General features: G+C 71.6%; 18 protein-coding genes. 6 read left to right on the top strand and 12 right to left on the bottom strand.

The window, feature by feature from the left end; all coding sequences use genetic code 11:
• Positions 1-9: 9 nt before the first annotated feature.
• The 3 genes from exaC (at position 10) to SKED_RS06565 (ending at position 2,955) form a co-directional block, all read left to right on the top strand.
• Positions 10-1,533, top strand: a complete 1,524-nt coding sequence (gene exaC / locus SKED_RS06575) for an acetaldehyde dehydrogenase ExaC (RefSeq protein ID WP_012866350.1) — start codon at positions 10-12, stop codon at positions 1,531-1,533.
• A 56-nt stretch (positions 1,534-1,589) separates the two neighbouring features.
• Entirely contained in the window at positions 1,590-2,021 is a 432-nt protein-coding gene (locus SKED_RS06570) for a DUF779 domain-containing protein (protein WP_012866349.1), read from the top strand.
• A gap of 73 nt (positions 2,022-2,094) precedes the next feature.
• On the top strand, positions 2,095-2,955 hold the full coding sequence (locus tag SKED_RS06565; RefSeq protein ID WP_012866348.1) for a DUF3097 domain-containing protein: 861 nt from the start codon (positions 2,095-2,097) through the stop codon (positions 2,953-2,955).
• 136 nt (positions 2,956-3,091) lie between these two features.
• Here the strand turns inward: SKED_RS06565 and SKED_RS20670 are convergent, their stop codons facing one another.
• The 6 genes from SKED_RS20670 to SKED_RS06535 all read right to left on the bottom strand — a co-directional run bounded on the left by SKED_RS20670 (position 3,092) and on the right by SKED_RS06535 (position 11,766).
• On the bottom strand, positions 3,092-4,114 hold the full coding sequence (locus SKED_RS20670; RefSeq protein WP_012866347.1) for an integral membrane protein: 1,023 nt from the start codon (positions 4,112-4,114) through the stop codon (positions 3,092-3,094).
• Positions 4,115-4,217: 103 nt separating this feature from the next.
• Positions 4,218-6,368 carry an acyltransferase family protein gene (locus SKED_RS06555; RefSeq protein WP_012866346.1) on the bottom strand — a complete coding sequence of 717 codons (2,151 nt, stop codon included), beginning with the start codon at positions 6,366-6,368 and terminating at the stop codon, positions 4,218-4,220.
• A gap of 2 nt (positions 6,369-6,370) precedes the next feature.
• Positions 6,371-7,627, bottom strand: a complete 1,257-nt coding sequence (hemW, locus tag SKED_RS06550) for a radical SAM family heme chaperone HemW (RefSeq protein ID WP_012866345.1) — start codon at positions 7,625-7,627, stop codon at positions 6,371-6,373.
• Between the two features lie 7 nt (positions 7,628-7,634).
• Positions 7,635-9,518 carry a translation elongation factor 4 gene (gene lepA, locus SKED_RS06545; protein WP_012866344.1) on the bottom strand — a complete coding sequence of 628 codons (1,884 nt, stop codon included), beginning with the start codon at positions 9,516-9,518 and terminating at the stop codon, positions 7,635-7,637.
• A 170-nt stretch (positions 9,519-9,688) separates the two neighbouring features.
• Complete coding sequence (locus tag SKED_RS06540; protein ID WP_012866343.1) at positions 9,689-11,359, bottom strand: solute symporter family protein; 1,671 nt, start codon at positions 11,357-11,359, stop codon at positions 9,689-9,691.
• Complete coding sequence (locus SKED_RS06535; RefSeq protein WP_012866342.1) at positions 11,356-11,766, bottom strand: DUF485 domain-containing protein; 411 nt, start codon at positions 11,764-11,766, stop codon at positions 11,356-11,358. The genes SKED_RS06540 and SKED_RS06535 overlap by 4 nt, the downstream gene beginning before the upstream one ends.
• Positions 11,767-11,920: 154 nt before the next feature.
• Between SKED_RS06535 and SKED_RS06530 the strand changes: the two genes are divergently transcribed.
• The 3 genes from SKED_RS06530 to SKED_RS06520 all read left to right on the top strand — a co-directional run bounded on the left by SKED_RS06530 (position 11,921) and on the right by SKED_RS06520 (position 14,718).
• The gene (locus SKED_RS06530) at positions 11,921-12,502 is read left to right on the top strand and encodes a type II toxin-antitoxin system PemK/MazF family toxin (protein WP_012866341.1); all 582 of its coding nucleotides are present in this window, start codon (positions 11,921-11,923) and stop codon (positions 12,500-12,502) included.
• A 194-nt stretch (positions 12,503-12,696) separates the two neighbouring features.
• Positions 12,697-12,957: a 30S ribosomal protein S20 gene (rpsT, locus tag SKED_RS06525; protein ID WP_012866340.1), complete on the top strand. Its 261-nt coding sequence runs from the start codon at positions 12,697-12,699 to the stop codon at positions 12,955-12,957.
• 231 nt (positions 12,958-13,188) lie between these two features.
• On the top strand, positions 13,189-14,718 hold the full coding sequence (locus SKED_RS06520) for a UDP-N-acetylglucosamine 1-carboxyvinyltransferase (protein ID WP_012866339.1): 1,530 nt from the start codon (positions 13,189-13,191) through the stop codon (positions 14,716-14,718).
• Positions 14,719-14,808: 90 nt separating this feature from the next.
• Here the strand turns inward: SKED_RS06520 and holA are convergent, their stop codons facing one another.
• The 6 genes from holA to SKED_RS06490 form a co-directional block, all read right to left on the bottom strand.
• Complete coding sequence (holA, locus tag SKED_RS06515) at positions 14,809-15,813, bottom strand: DNA polymerase III subunit delta (RefSeq protein ID WP_012866338.1); 1,005 nt, start codon at positions 15,811-15,813, stop codon at positions 14,809-14,811.
• A gap of 12 nt (positions 15,814-15,825) precedes the next feature.
• Positions 15,826-18,492: a ComEC/Rec2 family competence protein gene (locus tag SKED_RS06510; RefSeq protein ID WP_012866337.1), complete on the bottom strand. Its 2,667-nt coding sequence runs from the start codon at positions 18,490-18,492 to the stop codon at positions 15,826-15,828.
• On the bottom strand, positions 18,489-19,394 hold the full coding sequence (locus SKED_RS06505) for a helix-hairpin-helix domain-containing protein (protein ID WP_012866336.1): 906 nt from the start codon (positions 19,392-19,394) through the stop codon (positions 18,489-18,491). Before SKED_RS06505 ends, SKED_RS06510 begins: the two co-directional genes overlap by 4 nt.
• A gap of 181 nt (positions 19,395-19,575) precedes the next feature.
• Positions 19,576-20,472: a DegV family protein gene (locus SKED_RS06500; RefSeq protein ID WP_012866335.1), complete on the bottom strand. Its 897-nt coding sequence runs from the start codon at positions 20,470-20,472 to the stop codon at positions 19,576-19,578.
• A 15-nt stretch (positions 20,473-20,487) separates the two neighbouring features.
• Entirely contained in the window at positions 20,488-23,424 is a 2,937-nt protein-coding gene (leuS, locus tag SKED_RS06495; protein WP_012866334.1) for a leucine--tRNA ligase, read from the bottom strand.
• A 75-nt stretch (positions 23,425-23,499) separates the two neighbouring features.
• Positions 23,500-24,240, bottom strand: a complete 741-nt coding sequence (locus SKED_RS06490; RefSeq protein WP_012866333.1) for a vitamin K epoxide reductase family protein — start codon at positions 24,238-24,240, stop codon at positions 23,500-23,502.
• Between the last annotated feature and the right edge of the window lie 127 nt (positions 24,241-24,367).

Genomic DNA, 24,367 nt, shown 5'->3' with positions numbered 1-24,367 from the left:
GGAGCACACATGACCGTCTACGCAGCCCCCGGCACCCCCGAGGCCCTCGTCACCTTCAAGTCCCGCTACGAGCACTGGATCGGCGGCCGCTGGGTCGCCCCCGTCAAGGGCCAGTACTTCGAGGACATCTCCCCCGTCAACGGCAAGCCCTTCGCGGAGGTCGCGCGCGGCACCGCCGAGGACATCGAGGCCGCCCTCGACGCCGCCCACAAGGCCGCCCCGTCGTGGGGCAAGACCACCGGCACCGAGCGCGCCGACGTCCTCAACAAGATCGCCGACGTCATCGACGCGAACCTCGAGCTCCTCGCGGTCGCCGAGACCTGGGACAACGGCAAGCCCGTCCGTGAACCCCTCAACGCCGACCTACCCCTCGCCGCCGACCACTTCCGGTACTTCGCGTCGGTGATCCGCGCGCAGGAGGGCGAGTTCACCGAGCTCGACAACGACACCGTCGCCTACCACTACGCCGAGCCGCTCGGTGTGGTCGGGCAGATCATCCCCTGGAACTTCCCGATCCTCATGGCCACCTGGAAGCTCGCGCCCGCGCTGGCCGGCGGCAACACGATCGTGCTCAAGCCGGCCGAGCAGACACCGGTGTCGATCCTCGTGCTGATCGAGCTCATCGGCGACATCCTCCCGCCCGGGGTGCTCAACGTAGTCAACGGGTTCGGCCTCGAGGCCGGCAAGCCGCTCGCCTCGAGCCCGCGGATCCGCAAGATCGCCTTCACCGGCGAGACGACCACGGGCCGCCTCATCCTCCAGTACGCGAGCGCGAACCTCATCCCCTCGACCGTCGAGCTCGGCGGGAAGAGCCCGAACATCTTCTTCGAGGACGTGGCCGACAAGAACGACGCGTACTACGACAAGGCGCAGGAGGGCTTCGTGCTCTTCGCCTTCAACCAGGGCGAGGTCTGCACCTGCCCGTCGCGGTCGCTCATCCAGAAGCCCATCTACGACTCGTTCCTGTCCGACGCGCTCGACCGCACCAAGAAGGCCGTGCAGGGGAACCCGCTCGACACCGACACCCAGGTCGGGGCGCAGGCCTCGAACGACCAGCTCGAGAAGATCCTCAGCTACATCGACATCGGCAAGCAGGAGGGAGCCCGGCTGCTGCTCGGCGGCGAGCGCGTGGACCTCGGCGGTGACCTCACCGACGGGTACTACGTGGCACCGACGATCTTCGAGGGGCAGAACTCGATGCGGATCTTCCAGGAGGAGATCTTCGGTCCGGTCGTCGCGGTGACGAGCTTCGACGACTACGCCGACGCGATCGCGCAGGCCAACGACACGCTGTACGGCCTCGGGGCAGGCGTGTGGTCGCGCAACGGGAACCTCGCCTACCGGGCCGGGCGCGACATCAAGGCGGGTCGCGTGTGGGTGAACAACTACCACGCGTACCCGGCCGGGGCGGCGTTCGGCGGGTACAAGAGCTCGGGGATCGGGCGGGAGAACAGCAAGCTCGCACTCGACCACTACCAGCAGACGAAGAACCTGCTGGTGAGCTACTCGGAGTCGGCCCTCGGGTTCTTCTAGGACCGGGTACCGCACCACCTGAGCAGCCGAGCACCTGAGGACCCGAGGAGGACCGCATGATCGAGGCCGACGTCGTCATCGAGGGCGAGACGCAGTCGCGGGTCGCCGCGACGGACAGCGCCGTCGCGCTGCTGCGACGGCTGTGGGAGCAGCACGGGCCGCTGATGTTCCACCAGTCCGGAGGGTGCTGCGACGGGTCCTCCCCCATGTGCTACCCGGCAGGCGAGCTCTTCACCTCCGCGGCCGACGTGCTGCTCGGGCACCTCGACATCTCCGAGAGCGGCGGCGAGGACGGCACCGAGGGTGGCGTGGAGCCGCAGTCCATCGAGTTCTGGATGTCGACCGAGCAGTTCGCGTACTGGCGTCACACCCACCTCACGGTGGACGTGGTCCCGGGGCGCGGGTCCGGGTTCTCGGTCGAGAGCCCCGAGGGCGTGCGCTTCATCATCCGGTCGCGGCTCATGGAGACCTCGGACGCCTTCGTCTGACGTCATCCCCGGCGGAGCCTCGTGGTCGGCGAGGCTCCGCCGGGCGAGCACGCCCGGCGGCTAGCCTGCTGCGGTGAGCTCAGACCGCTACTCCCAGGACGTCCTCGCCTCCGGCCCCCACCCCTCGGTGCGCCGCCCGACCTCGCGACCGGTCGCCGCCGAGCGCGGCCTCGTCGTCGAGGAGGTCATGTCCGGGTGGGTCGGCGCCGTGACGCGGGTCGAGAAGTCCGGCGGCATGCACGTCGTGGTCCTCGAGGACCGCGCCGGGCGCACCCGCACCTTCTCGCTCGGTCCGGGATTCTGGGTCGACGGCGCGCCCGTGACCCTCACCCCACCCGTCACCTCGACCGCGCCCGCCGCCCCGACGCGCACCGCGAGCGGGTCCCGCGTCGTCGCCGACGCCCGGGCCCGCGTCGCGCGCGGCAGCCGCATCTGGGTCGAGGGGCGCCACGACGCCGAGCTGGTCGAGAAGGTCTGGGGCGACGACCTCCGGGTCGAGGGCGTGGTCGTCGAGCTCCTCGAGGGCGTCGACAACCTCGAGGAGGCGCTCGTCGACTTCAAGCCCTCGAAGGGCCGCCGCGTCGGGGTCCTCGTCGACCACCTGGTGCCTGGGAGCAAGGAGCAGCGCATCACCGACGAGGTGCTGCGACGGTTCCCCGGCGGGAACGTCAAGGTGCTCGGTCACCCCTACGTCGACGTGTGGCAGGCCGTGCGACCGCAGCGCGTCGGCCTCGACGCTTGGCCCGTGATCGACCGCGGCACCGAGTGGAAGTACGGGATCCTGCAGCGCCTCGGGTGGCCGGCCGAGAACCAGACGGACGTCGCGCTCGGCTGGAAGAAGATCCTCGGCACGGTCCGCAGCTACGCCGACCTCGAGCCCTCGCTCCTGGGGCGCGTCGAGGAGCTCATCGACTTCGTGACCGTCACCGACTGAGCGCCGGACGCACCGGGCACGCCCTCGCCAGGTGCCCCGCGCTCTTGACGACAGCACAGAGGCCGTACCCCGGCGACGGGGTACGGCCTCTGTCGTGCGTCGAGCGTCGTGCGTCGAGCAGGCGCGCTCGGTCGGTTCAGACCGCCGGCTGCTCGCCGATGAGCCGGCGGTACACGTACGCGGTGGCGATCATCGAGACCGGCACGGCGACGAGCAGGCCGACGAGGAGGACGATCGCGCCAGCGGCTGTCGCGAGGTACACGAAGACGAACAGCAGGATCGCGGGTGCGAAGTTGCGGATCGCGAGCTGGACGCTCGCCTTGATCGCCTCGATCGGGCCGAGGCCCTTGTCGATGACGAACAGCAGCGCGAACTGGCCGAAGAAGCTCACGATGATCGGGCCGACGCCCGTGAAGCTGACGATCGTCGACGCCAGGCCCACGAGCAGCACCGTGACGAGCACGGCGCCGATCCGCGAGAAGGAGAAGAAGTCGCCGACGGTCACCTGGCGGCCGTGCGTGATGGCCAGCGCGCCGCGGATGATGCCCGCCTGGGCGAGCAGCGCGAGGACCAGGATGATCAGCGTGAAGACGACGAAGCCGAAGCCGAGCCCCGCGACGCCCGCCGCACCGATGTCACCGTCGGTGGTGGCCCCGGTGCCGACGAGGACGGAGAAGAACACGATGCTCGCCACGATGAGGATCGCCGCGTAGGCGACGAGCGCCAGCAGGATCGGCCCGAGGTTCTGCGTGAACTTCTGCCAGCCGTAGCGGAAGCCGTCCGGCACGGGCGACTCGGCCGCGCCGTACTGACCGGCGGAGATGGGCGGGGCGCTGGGCGGCGGGTAGGCGCCACCGGGCGGCGGGTAGCCACCGGTCGAGTACTGGTCGCCGCCGTAGGACTGGTCGCCCGGCTGCTTGTCGAAGGCGGGGGGCTGCTGCCCCGGCGCGGGCTGGCCGTAGGCGGGCGGCTGCGGGTAGGCCGGCGGCTGCTGGCCGTAGCCGGGCTGCTCGCCGTAGGCCGGAGGCTGCGGCTGGCCGTAGGTCGGCGGCTGGCCGGGGCCTGCCGGCGGGGGCGGGGTCGATCCCGCGGGGGGCGGCGGGTAGCCCGCCTGGGCGTACGGGTCCTGCGTGCCGTCGTCCGGCGTCTTCTCGCTCATCTCGACTCCTCTGTCGTCGGCTCCGCACGTGCTCGTCCGCAGGTGCGGTCGGCCCGGGCGCGGGAACGTCTCCCCACAGCGTAGGGAAGAACAAACCCCCAGGCTAGGGCTGTGTCACGCCCTGCGCCTCCGCACGGACCAGCGCGTCGGCGACGGTACGCGCGTAGAGCTCCTGCCCGGCGGCGCCCGGGTGGACGCCGTCCTTGCCGAGCACGTCGGGCTGCGCGGCCACCGCGGCCTCCCAGTCGGCGACCACCACACCGGGGTGACGCTCGGCCGCGGCGCGCATCTGGTCGTTCGTCGGGCCGATCCAGCTGCGGTCCGCCGAGCCAGTCACCAGGACCACCCGGTGGTCCGGTCCGATGGCCGCGAGGGCGTCGTCCATGGTCTTCTCGGTGACGGTGCTGTTGGTCCCCAGCGAGACCACCACGTACTCGCGGAGGGCCCCGGCGTCGCGCAGGACCGTGGCGATCTCCGGCACGGTGCTCATCTGCCGGGAGACCTCGGCGTCGACGAAGACCCCGGGCAGCGCGGCCTGGAGCGACGGGACGCTGATGAGGCTCACCGAGTCGCCGATGACGGTCACCTGGTCGCCGGGCGGCGGCCCCGTGGGCTCGGGCGACGGCTCTGCCAAGGGGCTGGGCGAGCCCGACAGGTCGGCGGAGGGGTCCGCCGAGGGGTCGGCCGACGGCTCCGGGGTCGGCGCGGGCTGGGCCTCGTTGGCCTGCTGCGCCGCGGCGGCGCCCTCGAGGATCTGCGCCTCGAGGGAGGACGTGGTCGGCTCGCGGACACCGGCCAGGACCACGGCGGCAACCAGGCCGAGCGCGGCGACCGAGACGACCACCAGGCGCGCCCGGGCCCGGAAGGAGCGCGTCGGGGCGCTGCGCTCGGCGCGCACCGAGGCGAGCAGGCGTCGTGCGCGGCCGGTCACGCGCGTACCGAGCGCACGGATCCCGGCGATCATCACCGGCCGCTCGAGATACTTGTACGAGACCCAGGCGGCCAGCGCCGTGACGGCCGTCGCGACCAGGGCGACGGACCAGGAGCTCGACCGGCCGGGGTTCTCGGCACCCATGAGGCTGGCGACGATCACCACGATCGGCCAGTGCCACAGGTAGATGCCGTAGGAGCGCACACCCACCCAGCGCAGCGGCGACACCTCGACACGCCGGGCCAGGGGCTGGCTGCGGATGAGGAAGGCGATGAGCCCGAGCGAGAACAGCGACGCCAGGACCAGCCCGCCGCGGTACGTGAAGGAGTCGTCGATCGACATCGTGAGCGAGAGGACCACGAGTCCGAGCGCGCTGACGAGCCCGAGGGCGTGACGCGACCACCGGCGCCGCGACGGGGGGAACCAGCGCGCGAACCGGCTCTGCACCGGCAGCAGCGACTCCCCCGCGAAGAGGTCGTCGTCGGGCACCACCGGGGTGTCCCGCGGGGTGCGCGGGGCGAACCACAGCGCGAAGAACGCACCGGCCATGAGCCCGAAGAGGTGGGTGTCGGTGCCGAAGTACACGCGGGACGGGTCGCCCGACGGGTCGACGGCGACTGCCATCCACACGGCGGACCCGACCGCGAACAGGCCCGTGACGACGAGCCCCGTGGCACGCGACCGTCGGACGGAGAACACCGCGAGGAGCACGAGTGGCCAGAAGAGGTAGAACTGCTCCTCCACGGCCAGCGACCAGAAGTTCGCGAAGAGCTGCGGCGTGAGGTCGGCGGAGTACGAGGTGCCCTGGGCGATCGCGAACCAGTTGCTCGCGAATGTCAGTGCGCCGAGCACCTGGAGCTTGATGCCCACCAGCACGTCGCCGCCGATGACGCCGGCCGCGGCGGTGCACACCACCACCACGGCCACCATCGCCGGGATGATGCGTCGGACCCGTCTGGTCCAGAAGTGCCGCAGGGACACGCGACCGGTCTGCACCCGCTCGCGCACCAGCAGGGTGGTGATGAGGAACCCGGAGAGCACGAAGAACACGTCGACGCCGATGAACCCGCCCGGCAGCAGGGCCGGCAAGAAGTGGTAGACCACCACGGCGAGGACCGCGACGGCGCGCAGCGAGTCGAGGCCGTAGATGCGCGGCGGGCGCGACGAGGTGCGGGGCGCGACGGGCTTGCGGACCGTGCCGACCGGCATCGCCGGTCGGTCGAGACGTTCGAGCCCGTCGGGCATCCGGACACGACCGAGCTGCCGGACCGTGGTCGACGGTCCGGGGGTCGGGCGTGGCTCACGAGGCGTCGAGGCAGCCATCGTCAGTCGGTGAGGTCTCTGACGACGGTGTCGGCGAGGAGGCGCCCGCGGCGGGTCAGCACGACACGGCCCGCGATGGCCGCGCGGCCGTCGACGAGGCCGTCGGCGACGTGCTGGGCGACGGCCTTCCGTGCTCGTGGCGACAGGTCGGCCGTCGCGAAGCCCTCGCGCAGGCGGACGCCGAGCATGACGCGCTCGAGCTGGGCCGAGTCGTCGCCGATGGTCTCCTGGCCGGCCGACGGGCTGAGGCCCTCCGCGAGGCGGTTGGCGTAGCGCACGGGGTGCTTGACGTTCCACCAGCGCAGGCCACGTGTGCCGGGCACGTCGGAGCCGAGGTAGGAGTGCGCCCCGGGGCCCACGCCCCACCAGTCGTCCCCGCGCCAGTAGGCGAGGTTGTGGCGGCACGCGCGCTGCACGCCGTCGACGGTGCGCGCCCAGTTGGACACCTCGTACCAGCCGAGGCCCGCCTCGGTGAGGAGGTCGTCGGCGAGCTCGTACTTGGCGGCCTGGTCGTCCTCGTTGGGCAGCGTGAGCTGACCGCGACGCACCTGGGCGGCCATCTTGGTGCCCTGCTCGACCACGAGCGCGTAGGCCGAGACGTGGTCGACGCCCGTGGCGAGCGCCGACTCGACGCTCGTGCGCCAGTCGTCGAGGGTCTCCCCCGGCGTGCCGTAGATGAGGTCGAGCGAGACGTCGAGGCCGACGTCCCGCGCCCAGCGCACCACGTCCGGGATGCGGCGGGGGTCGTGGGTGCGCTCGAGGGTCGCGAGGACGCTCGGGACCGCCGACTGCATACCGAAGGAGACACGGGTGAACCCGGCGTCGGCCAGGACCGCCAGGGACTCCGGGGTCACCGAGTCCGGGTTCGCCTCGGTGGTCACCTCGACGTCGTCCGCGAGCCCCCAGGTGCTGCGGACGGCCGCCAGCATCGTCGCGAGGTCGCGGGCGGGCAGCAGGGTGGGCGTGCCGCCACCCACGAACACGGTCGACACCTCACGGCGCGGCAGACCGGCCGCGTCCATGAGACGCCCGGCCATCTCGATCTCGGAGACGGCCGTCGTCGCGTACGCGGACTGGCTGGCGCCACCGCCGAGCTCGCTCGCGGTGTACGTGTTGAAGTCGCAGTACCCGCACCGCACGGTGCAGAACGGGACGTGCATGTAGACGCCGAACCGGCGGTCGGCTGCGCCGGACGCCACCCAGGTGGGCAGCGTGCCGTCGTCGGGAGCCGGGTCGCCGTCGGGGAGAGCCGGGGTCACGACTGCCTCACTTCTTCTTGTCTCGGGACTCCGTCTGCTCGGAGGTCAGGGCGGCGATGAAGGCTTCCTTCGGGACCTCGACGGACCCGATGGTCTTCATGCGCTTCTTGCCCTCCTTCTGCTTCTCGAGGAGCTTGCGCTTGCGGGAGATGTCTCCGCCGTAGCACTTGGCGAGGACGTCCTTGCGGATGGCGCGGATGGTCTCGCGCGCGATGATCCGGGCGCCGACGGCGGCCTGGATGGGCACCTCGAACTGCTGACGGTTGATGAGGTTCTTCAGCTTGCCCACCATCGACAGCCCGTACGAGTACGCGTTGTCCTTGTGCACGATCGCGCTGAAGGCGTCCACCTGCTCGCCCTGGAGCAGGATGTCGACCTTGACGAGGTCGGCCGCCTGCTCGCCGATCACGTCGTAGTCGAGGGAGGCGTACCCGCGGGTGCGCGACTTCAGCTGGTCGAAGAAGTCGAAGACGATCTCCGCCAGCGGGAGGATGTAGCGCATCTCGACACGGTCGGCCGAGAGGTAGTCCATCCCCTGCAGCTCGCCGCGGCGGCCCTGGCACAGCTCCATGACGGCGCCGATGAACTCCGACGGCGCGATGACGGTGGCCTTGACGATGGGCTCGCGGACCTCGCCGATCTTGCCGCCCGGGAACTCGCTCGGGTTGGTCACCGTGACGACAGACTTGTCGTCCATGGTCACCTCGTAGATGACGTTCGGGGCCGTCGAGATGAGGTCGAGGTTGAACTCGCGCTCGAGGCGCTCGCGCACGATCTCGAGGTGCAGCAGGCCGAGGTAGCCGACACGGAACCCGAATCCGAGCGCGACGGACGTCTCGGGCTCGTAGATGAGCGCGGCGTCGTTGAGCTTGAGGCGGTCGAGCGCGTCGCGCAGCACCGGGTAGTCCGAGCCGTCGACCGGGTACAGGCCGGAGAACACCATCGGCTTGGGGTCGGAGTAGCCGCCGAGGGCGTCGTCGGCCGGCTTCGCGGCGTTGGTGACGGTGTCGCCGACCTTGGACTGGCGGACGTCCTTGACGCCGGTGATGAGGTAGCCCACCTCGCCGACGCCCAGCCCCTTGGTCGGGATGGGCTCGGGGGACGAGACGCCGATCTCGAGGAGGTCGTGGGTCGCCCGGGTCGACATCATGATGACGCGCTCGCGCGGGGCGAGGTTGCCGTCGACGACGCGGACGTAGGTGACGACACCGCGGTAGGTGTCGTACACGGAGTCGAAGATCATCGCGCGGGCCGGGGCGTCCGGGTCGCCGACCGGCGCCGGGGTCTTGAGCACGATGCGGTCGAGCAGCGCGGGGACGCCGACACCCGTCTTGCCGGAGATCTGGAGGACCTCCTCGGGCTCGCAGCCGACGAGGTTCGCGAGCTCTTCCGCGTACTTCTCGGGCTGGGCTGCCGGCAGGTCGATCTTGTTGAGCGCCGGGATGATCGCCATGTCGTTCTCCATGGCGAGGTACAGGTTGGCGAGCGTCTGGGCCTCGATGCCCTGCGCGGCGTCGACCAGGAGCACCGCGGCCTCGCAGGCGGCGAGCGAGCGCGAGACCTCGTAGGTGAAGTCCACGTGGCCCGGGGTGTCGATCATGTTGAGCGCGTAGCCGGTGGGCACGCCGTGCTCGTCGGCGACCTCCCACGGCATGCGGACCGCCTGCGACTTGATGGTGATGCCGCGCTCGCGCTCGATGTCCATGCGGTCGAGGTACTGCGCGCGCATGGCGCGCGGGTCGACGACACCGGTCATCTGGAGCATGCGGTCGGCCAGCGTCGACTTGCCGTGGTCGATGTGCGCGATGATGCAGAAGTTTCGGAGCAGCTCCGGTGCAGTGGCCGCGGGCTGGATACGGGCGAGGTTGGCCGCTGAGGGGATGGGAGTCACGGGTCGATTGTCCCACGACCCCACACCGAGGTGGCACCGCCCCACCCCTCCCTCACTCGCCCCACCCCGCACACCCCACCCCCTCTCATGCCCGTGGCGCGCCCGCGCACCCCTCCGCGGAGGGGTGCGCGGGCGCGCCACGGGCATGAGGACGGGCGCGGGTGCGCGCTCTAGTGGTTGGTGGCGGCCTTCTCGGAGCCGGCGCCTGTGAGGGAGCGCACCTCCATCTCGGCGTACTTGGCCTTGTCTCCCTTCTCGCGGCTGGTGAGGGTGCCGACGATGCCGAGCAGGAACCCGAGCGGGATGGTGACGATGCCGGGGTTCTCGAGCGGGAACCACGCGAAGTCGATGCCGGTGTCGCGGATCATCGACAGGCTGTTGCCGGCGTCGTCCGTCTTGCCCGAGACGACGGGCGAGAAGGTGATGAGCACGAGGCACGACGCGAGGCCGCCGTACATGCTCCACAGCGCTCCCCGGGTGTTGAAGCGCTTCCAGAACAGCGAGTAGATGATGGTCGGCAGGTTGGCGCTCGCCGCGACGGCGAAGGCCAGGGCCACGAGGAAAGCGACGTTCTGGCCGTTGGCGAAGATGCCGCCGACGATCGCCAGCAGCCCGATGACCACGACGGTCATCCGGGCGACCTTGACCTCGCCGTCCGGGTTCACCTCGCCCTTCTTGATGACGGAGGCGTAGATGTCGTGCGCGAAGCTCGCCGCCGCGGTGATGGTGAGCCCGGCGACCACCGCGAGGATGGTCGCGAAGGCCACCGCGGAGATGAGCCCGAGCAGGATCTCGCCGCCGAGGGCGAAGGCCAGCAGCGGCGCGGCCGAGTTCACGCCACCCGGTGCGGCGTTGATCGTGTCGGCGCCAACGAGCGCCCCGGCCCCGTAGCCGAGGACGAGGGTGAAGAGGTAGAAGATGCCGATGAGCCAGATGGCCCAGACCACGGACCGGCGGGCCTCCTTGGCGGTGGGCACCGTGTAGAAGCGCATGAGCACGTGCGGCAGGCCCGCCGTGCCGAGCACGAGGGCCAGGGCGAGCGACAGGAAGTTCAGCTTGCTCGTCTCGCTGCCGCCGTACTGCGCGCCGGGCTCGGCCAGGCCGGCGATGCCGGAGGTGTCGATGGCGCCCTGGATCACGTCGGAGAGGTTGAAGCCGAACTTGGCGAGCACCCACACGGTCATGATCCCGGCGCCGGCGATGAGCAGGATGGCCTTGATGATCTGCACCCAGGTGGTGCCCTTCATCCCGCCGATGAGCACGTAGAGGATCATCAGCGCACCGACCACGGCGATGACGACGGCCTGTCCGCCGGAGCTGTCGATGCCCAGCAGCAGCGCGACCAGTCCCCCGGCGCCGGCCATCTGGGCGAGCAGGTAGAAGAACACGACTGCGAGCGTCGTCAGGGCTGCGGCCATGCGGACGGGGCGCTGCTTGAGCCGGAAGGACAGGACGTCGGCCATCGTGAACTTGCCGGTGTTGCGGAGCAGCTCGGCGACGAGCAGCAGCGCGACGAGCCACGCGACGAGGAACCCGATGGAGTAGAGGAACCCGTCGTAGCCGTTGATCGCGATGGCCCCGACGATGCCGAGGAAGCTCGCGGCCGACAGGTAGTCCCCCGCGATCGCGGTGCCGTTCTGCGGACCGGTGAAGGAGCGCCCGCCGGCGTAGTAGTCCTCGGCGGTCTTGTTGGTCCGCGAGGCCCGCAGCACCACCACGAGGGTGACCGCCACGAAGGCGAGGAAGATGCCGATGTTGACGACCGGGTTGCCGATGTCCTCGGAGGCGGCGAGCACGTAGCCCTGGTCGGCCGTGCCTGCGGCGGAGACGGTGCCGGTCATACGAGATCACGTCCCTCGATGCGCTGACGGAGCTCGTCCGCCATGGGGTCCTGCTTCTTGTTGGCCCAGCGGGCGTAGATCATGGTGATCGCGAAGGTCGTGACGAACTGGCCGAGCCCCAGCAGCAGGCCGACGTTGATGTTCCCCCACACCTGCGTGCTCATGAAGCCGTGCGCGTAGTCCGCGAGCAGCACGTAGGTGAGGTACCAGACGAGGAAGAACGCGGTCATCGGGAAGACGAAGCGGCGGAACCGGCGCCGGAGCGCCTGGAACTCGGGGCTGTCCTGCACCTGCTCGTAGTCGAGGAGGTCGGTCGAGGGGTCCTGCGGTCGGCCACCGCCTCCACCCGGCGGACCTGTCGGTGGTCCGTCGTCGGGTGAGACGGGGGTCTGAGCTGCGTCGGTCATCGCGCCTCCTGGAGATGCCCCGGGCGTCGTTGCCCGGCGCACACTGAGTTGTGTGACCCGGGCCACACTGCCTCAGGGGCGGGTGAGTCGCAACCACCCCCCCGGGGCGTCGCGCAGATCTGCCGCCGGCTGACAACCGGGCTAGCGTTCGAGGATGGCGAAGACCCCCTGGACCACGACCGCCGCCCGCGTCGCCCGCGCCGTGCTGAGCGGGCTCTCCCGTGCGACGAGCGACCGCGGGCCGCGCACGACGGCCGGACCGACGACACGGCCGGGCCGCCCGAGCCCTGGCGTCGCTCGCGGGACCACCACGCAGCGACGACCCGAGGCACCACCGGCCACCTATCCCGGCGACTTCGCCGGGACGGTCCGGGCCGAGTACTCGCCCGACCTCGACGGCAAGCCCGACCCGGGCGAGGTCGTCTGGACCTGGGTCCCGTACGAGGAGGACCACGCGCGCGGCAAGGACCGCCCGGTCCTGCTGGTCGGCCGGGACGGCCCGTGGCTGCTCGGCCTCATGCTCACGAGCAAGGACCACGGGCGCGACGCCGCCGCCGAGGACCGGCACGGCAGGCGGTGGATGGACATCGGCGCGGGCACCTGGGACCACGAGGGCCGCCCGAGCGAGGTGCGGCTCGACCGCGTGGTCCGGGTCGACCCCGCGGCGGTCCGCCGCGAGGGCGCGATCGTGTCGCGCGAGCTGTTCGCCTCCGTCGTGAGCCGTCTGCACGTCTGACGTGGGCGACGGCTCACCCGTGGCCCCTGTCGGGAGCGGGGGCGATCTGGTAGGTTCGGTCTTTGCGTGCTCCGCCCGGGTCGGCGGGCACCATTCCAGTACCTCTCCACGGGTTCCCCACCCCAGTCCCGGTCCTGGAAACGCCTTCTACGACCTGTTCACTCGCTTCGGCGAAATCACCAGAGAGTCCTCACGTGGCTAACATCAAGTCTCAGATCAAGCGCATCGGCACCAACGAGAAGGCTCGCCTTCGCAACAACGCCATCAAGACCGAGCTCCGCACGCACGTTCGTCGTGTGCGGACCGCGGTCAACGCTGGCGACAAGGACGCTGCTGTCGCTGCACTTGTCATCACGTCCAAGAAGCTCGACAAGGCCGTGTCCAAGGGCGTCATCCACGCCAACCAGGCCGCGAACCGCAAGTCGGCTCTTGCAAAGGCCGTCAACGGCCTGTGAGTCTCACTGATCTCTGACACCTCGGTGCCGGAGATCACGCCCAAGGCGTCGCTTCCCGTGTCGGGGCGGCGCCTTTGTCGTACCCGGACCCTCCGTGCCGCCAGGGCGCGCCGAACCGCCGCGACCAGGGCGCCGAGCGTCGTCGCAGGTGAGGACGGCCTGCGGGCCTCCTCCGGAACCCGCCGCACACTGCACACACTTTTATCTCATGTGTGAGATACGGTGGTTCGCATGACGACGATCGACGCTGCCCGTATCGGCACCCTCATCCGCGACGCACGCAAGCTCCACGGCTGGACCCAGGCGCACCTGGCCGACAAGATCGGCACGAGCCAGAGCGCGGTCAACCGGATCGAGAAGGGCGGCCAGAACCTCTCTCTCGACACCGTCCGACGCATATCGGAGGCACTCGACGCCGAGCTCCTCACGCTCGGCCGCAGCGACGTCATGCACCTGCGCGTGCACGGCGGCCGCGAGCTCAGCGGCGCCGTCGACATCCGCTCCTCCAAGAACGCCGCGGTCGCGCTGCTCTGCGCATCCCTGCTCAACCGCGGCCGCACCACGCTGCGCGGCGTGGCCCGCATCGCCGAGGTGGACCGCATCCTCGAGGTGCTGCGCAGCATCGGCGTGAGCGCCGAGTGGACCGAGGACGGCCGCGACCTCGTGCTCCAGCCGCCCGCGACGCTCGCCCTCGACGAGATGGACCAGGAGGCCGCGCGCCGCACCCGCAGCATCCTCATGCTCCTCGGCCCGCTGGTCCACGACCGCCCGACCTTCACCCTCCCCTACGCCGGTGGCTGCGACCTGGGTACCCGGACCGTCGAGCCGCACATGCTCGCGCTGCGGCACTTCGGCGTCGAGGTCCGCGCCACCGAGGAGCAGTACCACGTGGACGTCGACCGCGACCGCCAGGCCGACGGCGCCATCGTCCTGGTCGAGCGCGGCGACACGGTGACCGAGAACGCGATCCTCGCCGCGGCCCGCCACGACGGCGTGACGACCATCCGCAACGCGAGCCCGAACTACATGGTCCAGGACCTCTGCTTCTTCCTCGAGGACCTCGGCGTGAAGATCGAGGGCGTCGGTACCACGACGCTCGTGGTCCACGGCGTGCCCGTGATCGACACCGACATCGAGTACGCACCGTCGGAGGACCCGGTCGAGGCCATGACCTTCCTGGCGGCGGCGATCGTCACGAAGTCGTCGATCACCATCCGGCGCGTGCCGATCGAGTTCGTCGAGATCGAGCTGGCGATCCTGCGCACCATGGGCTTCCGCTACGACATGACGGCCGAGTACATGTCGACCAACGGCCGCACCCGCCTGGTCGACATCACGACGCACGTGAGCGAGCTCAAGGCCCCGATCGACAAGATCCACGCGATGCCGTTCCCCGGCGTGAACATCGACAACCTGCCGTTCTTCGCCGTGATCGCCGCGTCTGCCGAGGGCGGCACGATGATCCACGACTGGACCTACGACAACCGGGCCATCTACCTCACCGAGCTCACCAACCTCGGCGCCAACGTCCGCCTGCTCGACCCGCACCGTGTGCTCGTCGAGGGGCCGACGCGCTGGCGCGGCGCCGAGCTCATGTGCCCGCCGGCGCTGCGTCCCGCGGTCGTGGTGCTGCTCGGCATGCTCGCCGCGCAGGGCACGTCGGTGCTGCGCAACGTCTACATGATCCGCCGCGGCTACGAAGACCTCGCCGACCGCCTCACGGCGCTCGGCGCGCAGATCACGGTGTTCCGCGACATGTGAGTCGCGGTTGGCAGGGCTCGTCCACCGGGCGAGCCCTACCGCTGCGCAGCGTGGCGGTCGGGGCGTCGCCCCGGAGGACCAGCCTGCTGCTCAGCGGCCTGCGCTGCGGGCGACCGTGAGGACGGCGCGCTCGACGGCGAACACCGGGTCGCGTCCTGCGCCCTTGACCTCGGCGTCGGCCTGCGCGGTCGCAGTGATCGCTGTCGCGAGCCCTTCGGGGGTCCAGCTCGCGAGGTCCTTGCGGGCACGGTCGACCTGCCAGGGTGCGAGCCCGAGGTCGGCGGCGCTGCCGCCGCGGCCGCGCATCCCGGCGACCTTGGCGAGGGTGCGCAGCTTCATGGCGAGCGCGGCGACGACGGGCACGGGGTCCGCCCCGGTGTCGAGAGCGTGGCGGAGGAGCGCGACGGCCTGGCCGGCCTCCCCCGCGATGGCGGCGTCGGCGACACGGAACCCGGTGGCCTCCACGCGCCCGCCGTAGTACTTGGCGACGGCGGCCTCGTCGATCGCGCGGTCGGAGTCGGCCATGAGCTGCGAGCACGACGACGCGAGCTCGCGCAGGTCGCTGCCGACGGCCTCGACGAGGGCGCGGACGGCCCCGGCGCTCGCGCGGCGCCCGCCGCGCTTGAACTCGGCGCTCGCGAAGGCGACCTTCTCGGCGTCCTTCTTGATGGGGTCGCAGGTGACGACCGGGGCACCGCTCGCACGGATGGCGTCGAGCATCTTCTTGCCGCGCACGCCGCCGCGGTGCTCGAGGACGAGGAACACGTCGTCGGCCGGGGCAGACAGGTACGCGATGACGTCGGTCATGAGCGCGTCGGTGGTCGCCTCGACGCTCTCGACCACCACGATGCGCGGCTCGGCGAACAGCGACGGGCTGGTGAGGACCGAGAGCATCCCGGACTGGTAGAGCGCCGCCTGGACGGTTGTCTTCTCGGTCTCGGGGTCGACCTCGCGGGCCAGCCCCACGAGCCGCTCGACCGCCCGATCGACGAGCAGTCCCTCGGCTCCATGGACGAGCACGACGGGTGCGAGGGTGGCCTCGTCCCACGAGAGACCCGGGGTCTTGCCACGTGCTGAGCTTCGGGGGGCGGCCATGGTCTAAGGGTGTCACGAGCAGCCACCAGCAACCAACGTCTGTCCCTCCCGCACGACCAGCCCGACGGTGCCGCAGGTGTCGGTCCGCAGGATCGCGGAGCCGGTCGACGCGTAGAGGTCGAGGGCGCTCTCCGTGGGGTGGCCGTAGGTGTTGTCGGCTCCGGCGCTGACCAGCGTGACGCTCGGGCTCAGGTGGTGGGCGAGCGCCGGGTCCTGGGTGCGGGAGCCGTGGTGTGCCATCTTCACGACGTCGACCGTGCCGGTGCCGTCTCTGAGGAGAGTGCGCAGCAGGCTGGCCTGGCCGGCGGTCTCGAGGTCGCCGAGGGCGATGATGCTCAGGTCCGGGGTGCGCAGCGCGAGCACGACGCTCGAGTCGTTCGCCGCCCGGTCGCCCGTCCCCGCCGCGACGTCGTCGGCGGGTGCCAGCACCTCCCACCGCACCTCCTCCGGTGCGGGCCCGGCGAGCAGCGGCTCGGGGTTCGCGTGCGTGCTCGCACGGGCTTCCTCCCAGGGCACGCCGGCGTCGTCGAGCTGCCGCGCGACCGACGCGGCGTGAGTGGCGGGGTCGCGCACGGGGCTGACGTAGACCTGCTGGACCTCGCGGCCATCGAGCACCTCGGGCAGCCCTCCGACGTGGTCGTGGTGGAAGTGGGTGAGCACCAGGAGGTCGAGGGTGGTCACGCCCAGCTCGTCCAGGCACCGTGCCGCGGCGTCGCCCGCCGGGCCGACGTCGATCATCACCGCAGCGCCCGGCCCGGTCTGCACGACGAGGGCGTCACCCTGCCCGACGTCGCACATCACCACCTGCCAGTCGTCCGACCACGCCGTGCCCCCAGGGCGGACGAGGTCCGCGAGCCACGGCGGCTGCGTCTGCCAGACCACGCCGAGCCCCAGCGCCACGCACGCGAGGAACGCGGCGGGCCGGGCGAGCGGCCGGGCCGCCGCCTGCGCCGGGCGGGTCCCTCGACCGCCGTCACGGCGGAGCAGCACGTCCCACAGGCTTCTCCGCGGGCTACTCGGCGCTGCCCCGAGCCCGACGACGTAGACGCCGGTCCGCACGGCCCAGACGAGGCTGCCCCATCGGCCTACGACGACGATCGCCAGGACCGTCACGGCGGCGAGCAGCGCGACACCCGGCGCCCCCTCGACCCACGGGATGCGGGCCAGCGGTGCCGCCGCGAAGCGCTCGGCGACCTCCGCGATCCACCAGGTCGCCCACCCGGCCACCTGCGAGAGCCCGCTGGACGCCTGCGGCCACCAGGGCGCGGCGAGCGCCCCGGCCACACCGAGGACGGTGGCCGGCACCAGCGCCGGGGTCGCGATCAGGTTGGCCGGGACGGAGTACGTCGGCACGAAGGGGTCGAGGAGGATGATCACCGGCCCGCAGGCCATCTGCGCCGCGAGCGGGACCGCGACGGCCAGCGCGAGCCACCGCGGCAGCAGCCGTCCCAGCCACGCCGCGATCGGCCGGGTCCCGACCACGATGCCCGCCGTCCCCAGCACCGACAGGACGAAGCCGTAGGTCCGGGCGAGGAAGGGGTCTACGGCCAGCAGCACCAGCACGGCGACGCAGAGCGCGGTGAGCGACTGGGCAGGTCGCCCCAGCAGGACCGCGCCGAGCGTCACGGACGACATGACGGCCGCGCGCAGCACGCTCGGCTCAGGGTGCACCAGCAGGACGAAGCCGAGCATCGAGGTCCCGGCGACCGGGACCCTGGCCCGCAGCGGCAGGCGCAGGAGCGCGCACAGCCCGGTGACCGTCGCGAAGATGATCGCGAAGTGCGCGCCGGACACCGCCGTCACGTGCGTCAGCGACGTCGTCTTCATCGCGTGGTCGAGCCCCGGCGACATCATCGACGTGTCCCCGATGGCCACGCCCGGCACGAGTCCCCTGGCCTGCTCCGGGAGGGTCGCGGCGACCTCGAGGAAGGCTGAGCGGATGGTGCCGACGGTGCTCAGGACCACGCCAGGGGCTGCGACCACCCGCAGCGCCGAGGCGCGGGTAGTCCCCGGACCCAACGCGAGCATCGCCGTCGCGGCGCTGCCGGGGTCGACGGGCAGCAGGCGCCCCTCGACCTCGACCGTCGCGCCGTATCCGGGCGAGAGGAGCTCGGGCCCACCGAGCACGACCACGTCGCCGTGCGCCGGTCCTGTCGTGGGGACACCGTCGACCCGCCCGCTGACCGTCGTCGCGGTGACGGTGCGCACGTAGCGCGGCTCGCCGTCAAAGCCTGGGGACGTCGCCCGCGGCTCGGAGAGCACGGTCCCGGTCACGGTTCCCGTGGTCCCTGCCTCGACGAGCAGCGGGAGCACACCGGACCGGCCTGCGTGCAGCTGCGCCCCGACCGCGAGCGAGAGCACCACCACGACGCCAGAGACCAGGACGAGCTGGCCGAGCCCGTCCCGGAGGACCTGGTCGAGCAGGTGCGCGAAGCGCTCGAAGAGGACGGTGCGCGCTGGCCGCCGGGGCTCAGCGCTGACCGGGACGGCCGCTACCGTCGACAGCAGCTCAGGGCGCCTCGCCAGGACGAGAGCACGAGCCCCCGCGGCCAGCAGCGCACCCGTCACGGTCGCGGCCACGACCACCAGCGCCGTCCAAGGCTCGGAAGCCACGAGCCACCAGGTAACCACGTACCCGAGGAGCACCGCCGGGACGAGCCGCAGGTCGCGGACCGTCACGGGCCGACCGAGACGAGCTCGCGCAGCCGTTCCATGACGACGGGCCCGATCCCGGAGACGTCCTGGAGCTGGTCGACAGACCCGAAGGCGCCGTGGGTGGTCCGCCAGTCGAGGATCCGCTGCGCGAGCGCCGGGCCGACACCCGGCAGCGTCTGGAGCTCGTCGGCGCCGGCCCGGTTGAGGTCGACCAGCCCGCCCACCGCAGGGGCACCACCGTGCTGCGAGGCCGCACCGGCGGCGGCCTCTGCCGCGACCGGCACCTCCTCCCCCGGTGCCGGGACGTAGACCTGCTCGCCGTCGACCGCCGGCCGGGCGAGGTTCACGGACGCGCTGTCCGCGTCGGGCGTGAGGCCACCCGCTGCGTCGATCGCGTCGACGACGCGCGAGCCCTCGGGGACCTCCACGACCCCTGGCGCGTGCACCCGACCCACGACGTGCACGAGCACCGTCGGGCCGGTGTCGTCGGCCCCGGCAGACCGACCACCAGGAGCAGATGGTTCTCCGGTGGTGTCAGCCACGTCCGGGGTACCTGCCCCAGCGGATTCCTCCGACCGCTCGGCGACCGGCAGCTGGCCCGCTCCCAGCCCGTCCAGCGGCACCGGCTCCGCCGAGACCGCGCGCAGGTCACGGACCACGACGACCCCGGCGACGACCAGCAGCGCCACGAGCGCGACGAGCGCCGTGCGGAGCCCGACCGCCCACCGTCGCCGCTCGGTCTCGCGCTCGACGAGGGTGTCGTGCTCGACCGGGTGCCCGTGTGCCGCGGTGTAGGCGGTCGACACCGACCGCAACAGGTCGGAGCGCGACGTCCCGGCCGCCTCGCGAACCGGCTCGGCGTCCCGCCTGCGCAACGGTGCGGAGCGCTCGGTCGGCGGCGGGAGTCCAGGGATCTCGGTGGTCACCCGCAGGACGCTAGGTCCAGGGGTCCCCTGAGCACCTCACGTCGTCAGCGTCGTGTGGATCCTGGCCCGTCACACCGGACCTGTGGACGAGGCCAGCTCAGCCGAGGCCACAGGTGTGCGGCGGGTCAGCCTCTGCTGCCGCGCAGCTGCAGCCGCCGACCGTTCGACGGGCACCGGCGGTCTACTCGGGGTCGTCCACCGACACCAGCGCGAGCAGTCCCGGCCCCACGTGGGCCCCGAGCACCGCGCTCACGGGCGAGACGAGCACCTGGCGGCCGGTCGCCTCCTCGATGCGGAGCGCGCACGCGACGGCGGCGGTGTCGTCGCCGAGGTGGTGGACCGCGAAGCGCGGCGACGCGCAGGTCCCGAGCGCGGCCACCGCAGCCTCCACGAGCCTGTCGGCGCCCGCCCCACGGGTACGCACCTTCTGGACCACCTCGATCCGACCGTCACGCAGCCCGAGCACAGGGCGCAACCCCAGGGCTGTCCCGAGCGCCGCCGCGGCAGCGCTGAGCCTCCCGCCCCGCCGCAGGTGGTCGAGGGAGTCGACCACGAACAGCGCGGTCGTGCTCGCCGCCACCCGCTCTGCGACCGCGACGACCTCGGCCGCCGAAGCGCCGCTCGCCGCCACGCGAGCAGCAGCCAGAGCGGCGAGCCCGAGACCGGTCGAGACGCTCCGGGAGTCCACGACGTCAACGGGGACCGGGCTGGTGCGGGCAGCCAACGACGCGGCCCGCGCGGTCCCGGACAGCTCCCCCGACAGGTGCACCGACACGACCCGTGAAGCCCCCGAGCGTGCCGCCTCCCGGTACGCGTCCAGGAAGGCCTCCGGCGCGGGTTGCGAGGTGGTGACCTCGGCCCGGCGCGACAGCGCGGCCACGAGGCCCTCGGGTCCGAGGTCGACGCCCTCGTGGTGGGCCACGCCGTCGACCACCACGACGAGCGGCACCGCGAGCACGCCGTGCGCAGCAGCGAGCCCGGCAGGCAGCGAGGCCGTCGAGTCGGTCACGACCACCACACGGCCCGAGGCCGCGTCAGCAGTCGCCGACGCGGCCTCGGTCGTGCGGTCTCCCGCCATGTCTGCTCGCAGCCGTTACTTCGCCGGGACGATGTTGACGAGCTTGGGCGCCCGGACGATGACCTTCATGACGTCCCGGCCGTCGAGCGCGCGCTGCACGCCCGGGTCGGCGAGGGCGAGCGCCTCGAGGTCCGCCTCGCTGGTGTCCGGGGAGACGTCCGCACGCCCACGCACCTTGCCCTGCACCTGGAACACGCACGTCACCGAGTCCTGGACCAGGTACTGCTCGTCCGCAACCGGGTAGGGCTCGTAGGTGAGCGACTCGTCGTGCCCGAGGCGTGCCCAGAGCTCTTCGGCGATGTGCGGCGCGACCGGCGCGGTCATGAGCACGATGGCCTCGGCGGCCTCCCGCGGCACGGACTTGAGCGTCGTCAGGTGGTTGTTGAGGGTGATGAGCTTGGCGATCGCCGTGTTGGCGCGCATGTTCTCCATCTCGACGCGGACGTCGGCGATGGCGCGGTGCACGTGGCGCAGGGTCTCGAGGTCGGCGGGCTCGTCCGTGACGGTGAGCTCCCCGGTGTCCTCGGAGACGACGTTGCGCCACAGGCGTTGCAGGAACCGCTGCGAGCCGACGACGGCGCGGGTGTCCCACGGGCGGGACACGTCGAGCGGCCCCATCGACATCTCGTAGACGCGGAAGGTGTCGGCGCCGTAGGCCTCGTACATGTCGTCGGGAGTGACGACGTTCTTGAGGGACTTGCCCATCTTCCCGTACTCACGGGTGACGGACTCGCCGTTCCACACGTACATGCTCGAGCCGTCGCCGGCCGTGATCTCCTCGACCTCGTCGGCCGGGACGTACGCGCCGCGGGCGTCGACGAAGGCGTAGGCCTGCACGTAGCCCTGGTTGAAGAGCTTGTGGAAGGGCTCGACGCTCGACACGAAGCCGAGGTCGAAGAGCACCTTGTGCCAGAAGCGCGCGTAGAGCAGGTGCAGCACGGCGTGCTCGACGCCGCCCACGTACAGGTCGACTCCCCCGGCGGCACCGGCGGTCGGGTTGTGGTTCGGGCCCATCCAGTAGGAGTCCAGGCTCGCGTCGACCGGGACGGTCGCCGACGGGCCGTCGTTGTGCGGGTCGAGGTAGCGCAGGTAGTACCAGCAGGACCCGGCCCAGTTGGGCATGGTGTTGGTGTCGCGGCGGTACTCGCGCGGGCCGTCGCCCAGGTCGAGGGTGACGGTGACCCAGTCGTCGTTGCGGCCCAGCGGCGGCTCGGGCGAGGAGTCGGCGTCGTCGGGCGCGTAGGTGCGCGGCGAGTAGTCCGGGACGTCGGGCAGGTCGACGGGCAGCATCGCCTCGGTGAGGGCGATGGGCTGCTCGTCGTCGCCGTAGACGATCGGGAAGGGCTCGCCCCAGTAGCGCTGCCGGCTGAACAGCCAGTCGCGCAGGCGGTACGTGATGGTGCCCGACCCGGTGCCCTTCGACTCGAGCCACTCGATCATGTGGCTCTTGGCCTCCGTGACCGAGAGCCCGTCGAGGGAGACCTCGTCGTTGGACGAGGCGACGATCGCGCCGTCGCCGGTCCACGCACCGCCCTCGAAGCCCTCGGGCGTCGCGACCGTGTAGACGACGGGAAGCCCGAAGGCCTCGGCGAAGGCGAAGTCGCGCTCGTCGCCGCCGGGGACCGCCATGATGGCGCCGGTGCCGTAGCCCATGAGGACGTAGTCGGCCGTGAAGACCGGCAGCAGCTGGCCGTTGGCCGGGTTGGTGGCGAGGTGACCGGTGAACACACCGGTCTTCTTGCCCGCGTCGGCCTGCCGCTCGACGGCCGTCTTGGCGGCGGCCAGCGCGCGGTACGCGGCGACGGCGTCGGCCGGGGTCGCGTGCTCGCCGGTCCACGCGGCGGAGGTGCCGTCGGGCCACTCGGCCGGGACCTCGTCGAGCAGCGGGTGCTCGGGCGAGACGACCATGAAGGTGGCGCCGAACAGCGTGTCCGGGCGGGTGGTGAAGACCGTCACGGGCTCGCGCCCGCCGGTCACGTCGAAGGTGACGTGCGCGCCCTCGGAGCGGCCGATCCAGTTGCGCTGCATCGCCTTGACCTTGTCGGGCCAGTCGATGTCCTCGAGGTCGTCGGCCAGGCGGTCGGCGTAGGCCGTGATGCGCATGTTCCACTGGCGCAGGTTGCGCTGGAACACCGGGAAGTTGCCGCGCTCGGAGCGCCCCTCGGAGGTGACCTCCTCGTTGGCCAGCACAGTGCCCAGGCCCGGGCACCAGTTGACCGGGGCGTTCGAGACGTAGGCGAGGCGCTGGTCGTTGACCACGGTGCGCTGCTCGGCGCCCGACAGCTCGCTCCAGGCGCGCCCGTCCGGGGTCGCGCGGGTCCCGGCGACGTACTCGGCCTCGAGCTCGGCGATCGGACGCGCGCGACCGGTACCGCCGTCGGGACGCGTGGCGTCGACGTCGTACCAGGAGTTGAACATCTTGAGGAAGATCCACTGCGTCCAGCGCACGTACTCGGAGTCCGTGGTCGCGAAGGAGCGGCGGTCGTCGTGCGCGAGGCCGAGGCGGCGCAGCTGGCGGCGCATGTTGGCGATGTTCGCCTCGGTGGTGGTGCGCGGGTGCTGCCCCGTCTGCACGGCGTACTGCTCGGCCGGCAGGCCGAAGGCGTCGTAGCCCAGGGCGTGCAGCACGTTGTCGCCGGACATGCGGCGGAAGCGCCCGACCACGTCGGTCGCGATGTAGCCGAGCGGGTGCCCCACGTGCAGGCCGGCTCCCGAGGGGAACGGGAACATGTCCATGACGAAGAAGCTCGGGCTCGACGGGTCGGCGTTGCGGCCCTTGCCGTCGGTCAGCGGTCCGGTGGGGTTGGCCGCGTGGAACGTGCCGAGCTCCGCCCAGCGCTCCTGCCACCGGAGCTCGATCTCGCCCGCGAGAGCCGCGGTGTAGCGCTGCGAGGGCTCTCCCGGTCCGGTCGGGCTCGACGGGTGGGGCTGGTCGTGGGTGCTAGTGGTCACCCGGACAACTTTACCGCCCGACCGCCACCCGCCGGTCCGGCCTCGTCAGCACCGGACCAACCCCGTCAGCACTGGTCAGGAGTAGCGCAGGTGGTCGGCGATCGCCGGGGCCATCCCGAGGACCACCCAGGCGGTCACGGCCAGGTAGAGGACCAGGAGCAGCAGGAACCTGTTGCGGACCACGAAGCCGCGGACCTTGTCCGAGACGCCGAGCATGCGGCCCTGGACGGCGTACACGAACGAGTACCAGAACAGCGGGATCACGGCGAACCAGACGACCATGCAGTACGGGCACAGCTTCTCGAGCTCGTGCACGGAGGTGTACACGAGGAACAGGACGAGCCCGAGGGCCGCGACCGTGCCGCCGAGCAGCGAGCGCCAGTACCAGGCCGGGAGCCGGGCACCGGCGAGCAGCACCACGCCCGAGGTGACCACCACGGGGAAGGCCGCGACCCCGATGAACGGGTTGGGGAAGCCCAGCAGGCTCCCCTGCCAGGACCCCATGGCCGCCGAGCAGTCGAGGAAGATGTTGAAGCTGCAGCTCGCGACGTGGTTCGGGTCCTCGAGCTTGAGGACCTTCTCGATCGAGAGCGCGAGCGACGCGGCGAAGCCGACGAGGCCGAACACCACGAGGACCCAGCCGAAGCGGCGGTCGCCGAGCGACCTGTCGCGGACCGAGGTCGCGGCCATCTCGGCGGCGAGGAGCTCGTCGTCGGTGAGGTCGTCGTCGCTCAGGTCGGGGTCGAGCGCCGTCGCGGCGTGGTCGCCGCGGCCGTCGGACGTGCCGGGAGCTGTGTGCTCGTTCTTGGTCGCCACACGGACTCCTAGGTCGACGAAAGGTCGGGGCGGTTCACCGTAGCCAGCGACGCTGGATGTTTCCTGAGACTGCCAGACTCGCCGCCCGGCCGCTCACCGACGCGCCGCCATGAGCGCCCTGGGCGCC

Origin of the sequence: Sanguibacter keddieii DSM 10542 (assembly GCF_000024925.1) — a bacterium.
In the GTDB taxonomy this organism is placed as follows: Bacteria; Actinomycetota; Actinomycetes; order Actinomycetales; family Cellulomonadaceae; genus Sanguibacter; species Sanguibacter keddieii.
This window is presented reverse-complemented; position numbering and strand designations above follow the sequence as displayed.

Coding starts and splice junctions, on each gene's coding strand:
- exaC (WP_012866350.1), top strand. CDS start 10: ATGACCGTCTACGCAGCCCCCGGCACCCCCGAGGCCCTCGTCACCTTC.
- SKED_RS06570 (WP_012866349.1), top strand. CDS start 1,590: ATGATCGAGGCCGACGTCGTCATCGAGGGCGAGACGCAGTCGCGGGTC.
- SKED_RS20670 (WP_012866347.1), bottom strand. CDS start 4,114: ATGAGCGAGAAGACGCCGGACGACGGCACGCAGGACCCGTACGCCCAG.
- SKED_RS06555 (WP_012866346.1), bottom strand. CDS start 6,368: ATGGCTGCCTCGACGCCTCGTGAGCCACGCCCGACCCCCGGACCGTCG.
- SKED_RS06540 (WP_012866343.1), bottom strand. CDS start 11,359: ATGACCGGCACCGTCTCCGCCGCAGGCACGGCCGACCAGGGCTACGTG.
- SKED_RS06535 (WP_012866342.1), bottom strand. CDS start 11,766: ATGACCGACGCAGCTCAGACCCCCGTCTCACCCGACGACGGACCACCG.
- SKED_RS06530 (WP_012866341.1), top strand. CDS start 11,921: ATGGCGAAGACCCCCTGGACCACGACCGCCGCCCGCGTCGCCCGCGCC.
- SKED_RS06520 (WP_012866339.1), top strand. CDS start 13,189: ATGACGACGATCGACGCTGCCCGTATCGGCACCCTCATCCGCGACGCA.
- holA (WP_012866338.1), bottom strand. CDS start 15,813: ATGGCCGCCCCCCGAAGCTCAGCACGTGGCAAGACCCCGGGTCTCTCG.
- SKED_RS06500 (WP_012866335.1), bottom strand. CDS start 20,472: ATGGCGGGAGACCGCACGACCGAGGCCGCGTCGGCGACTGCTGACGCG.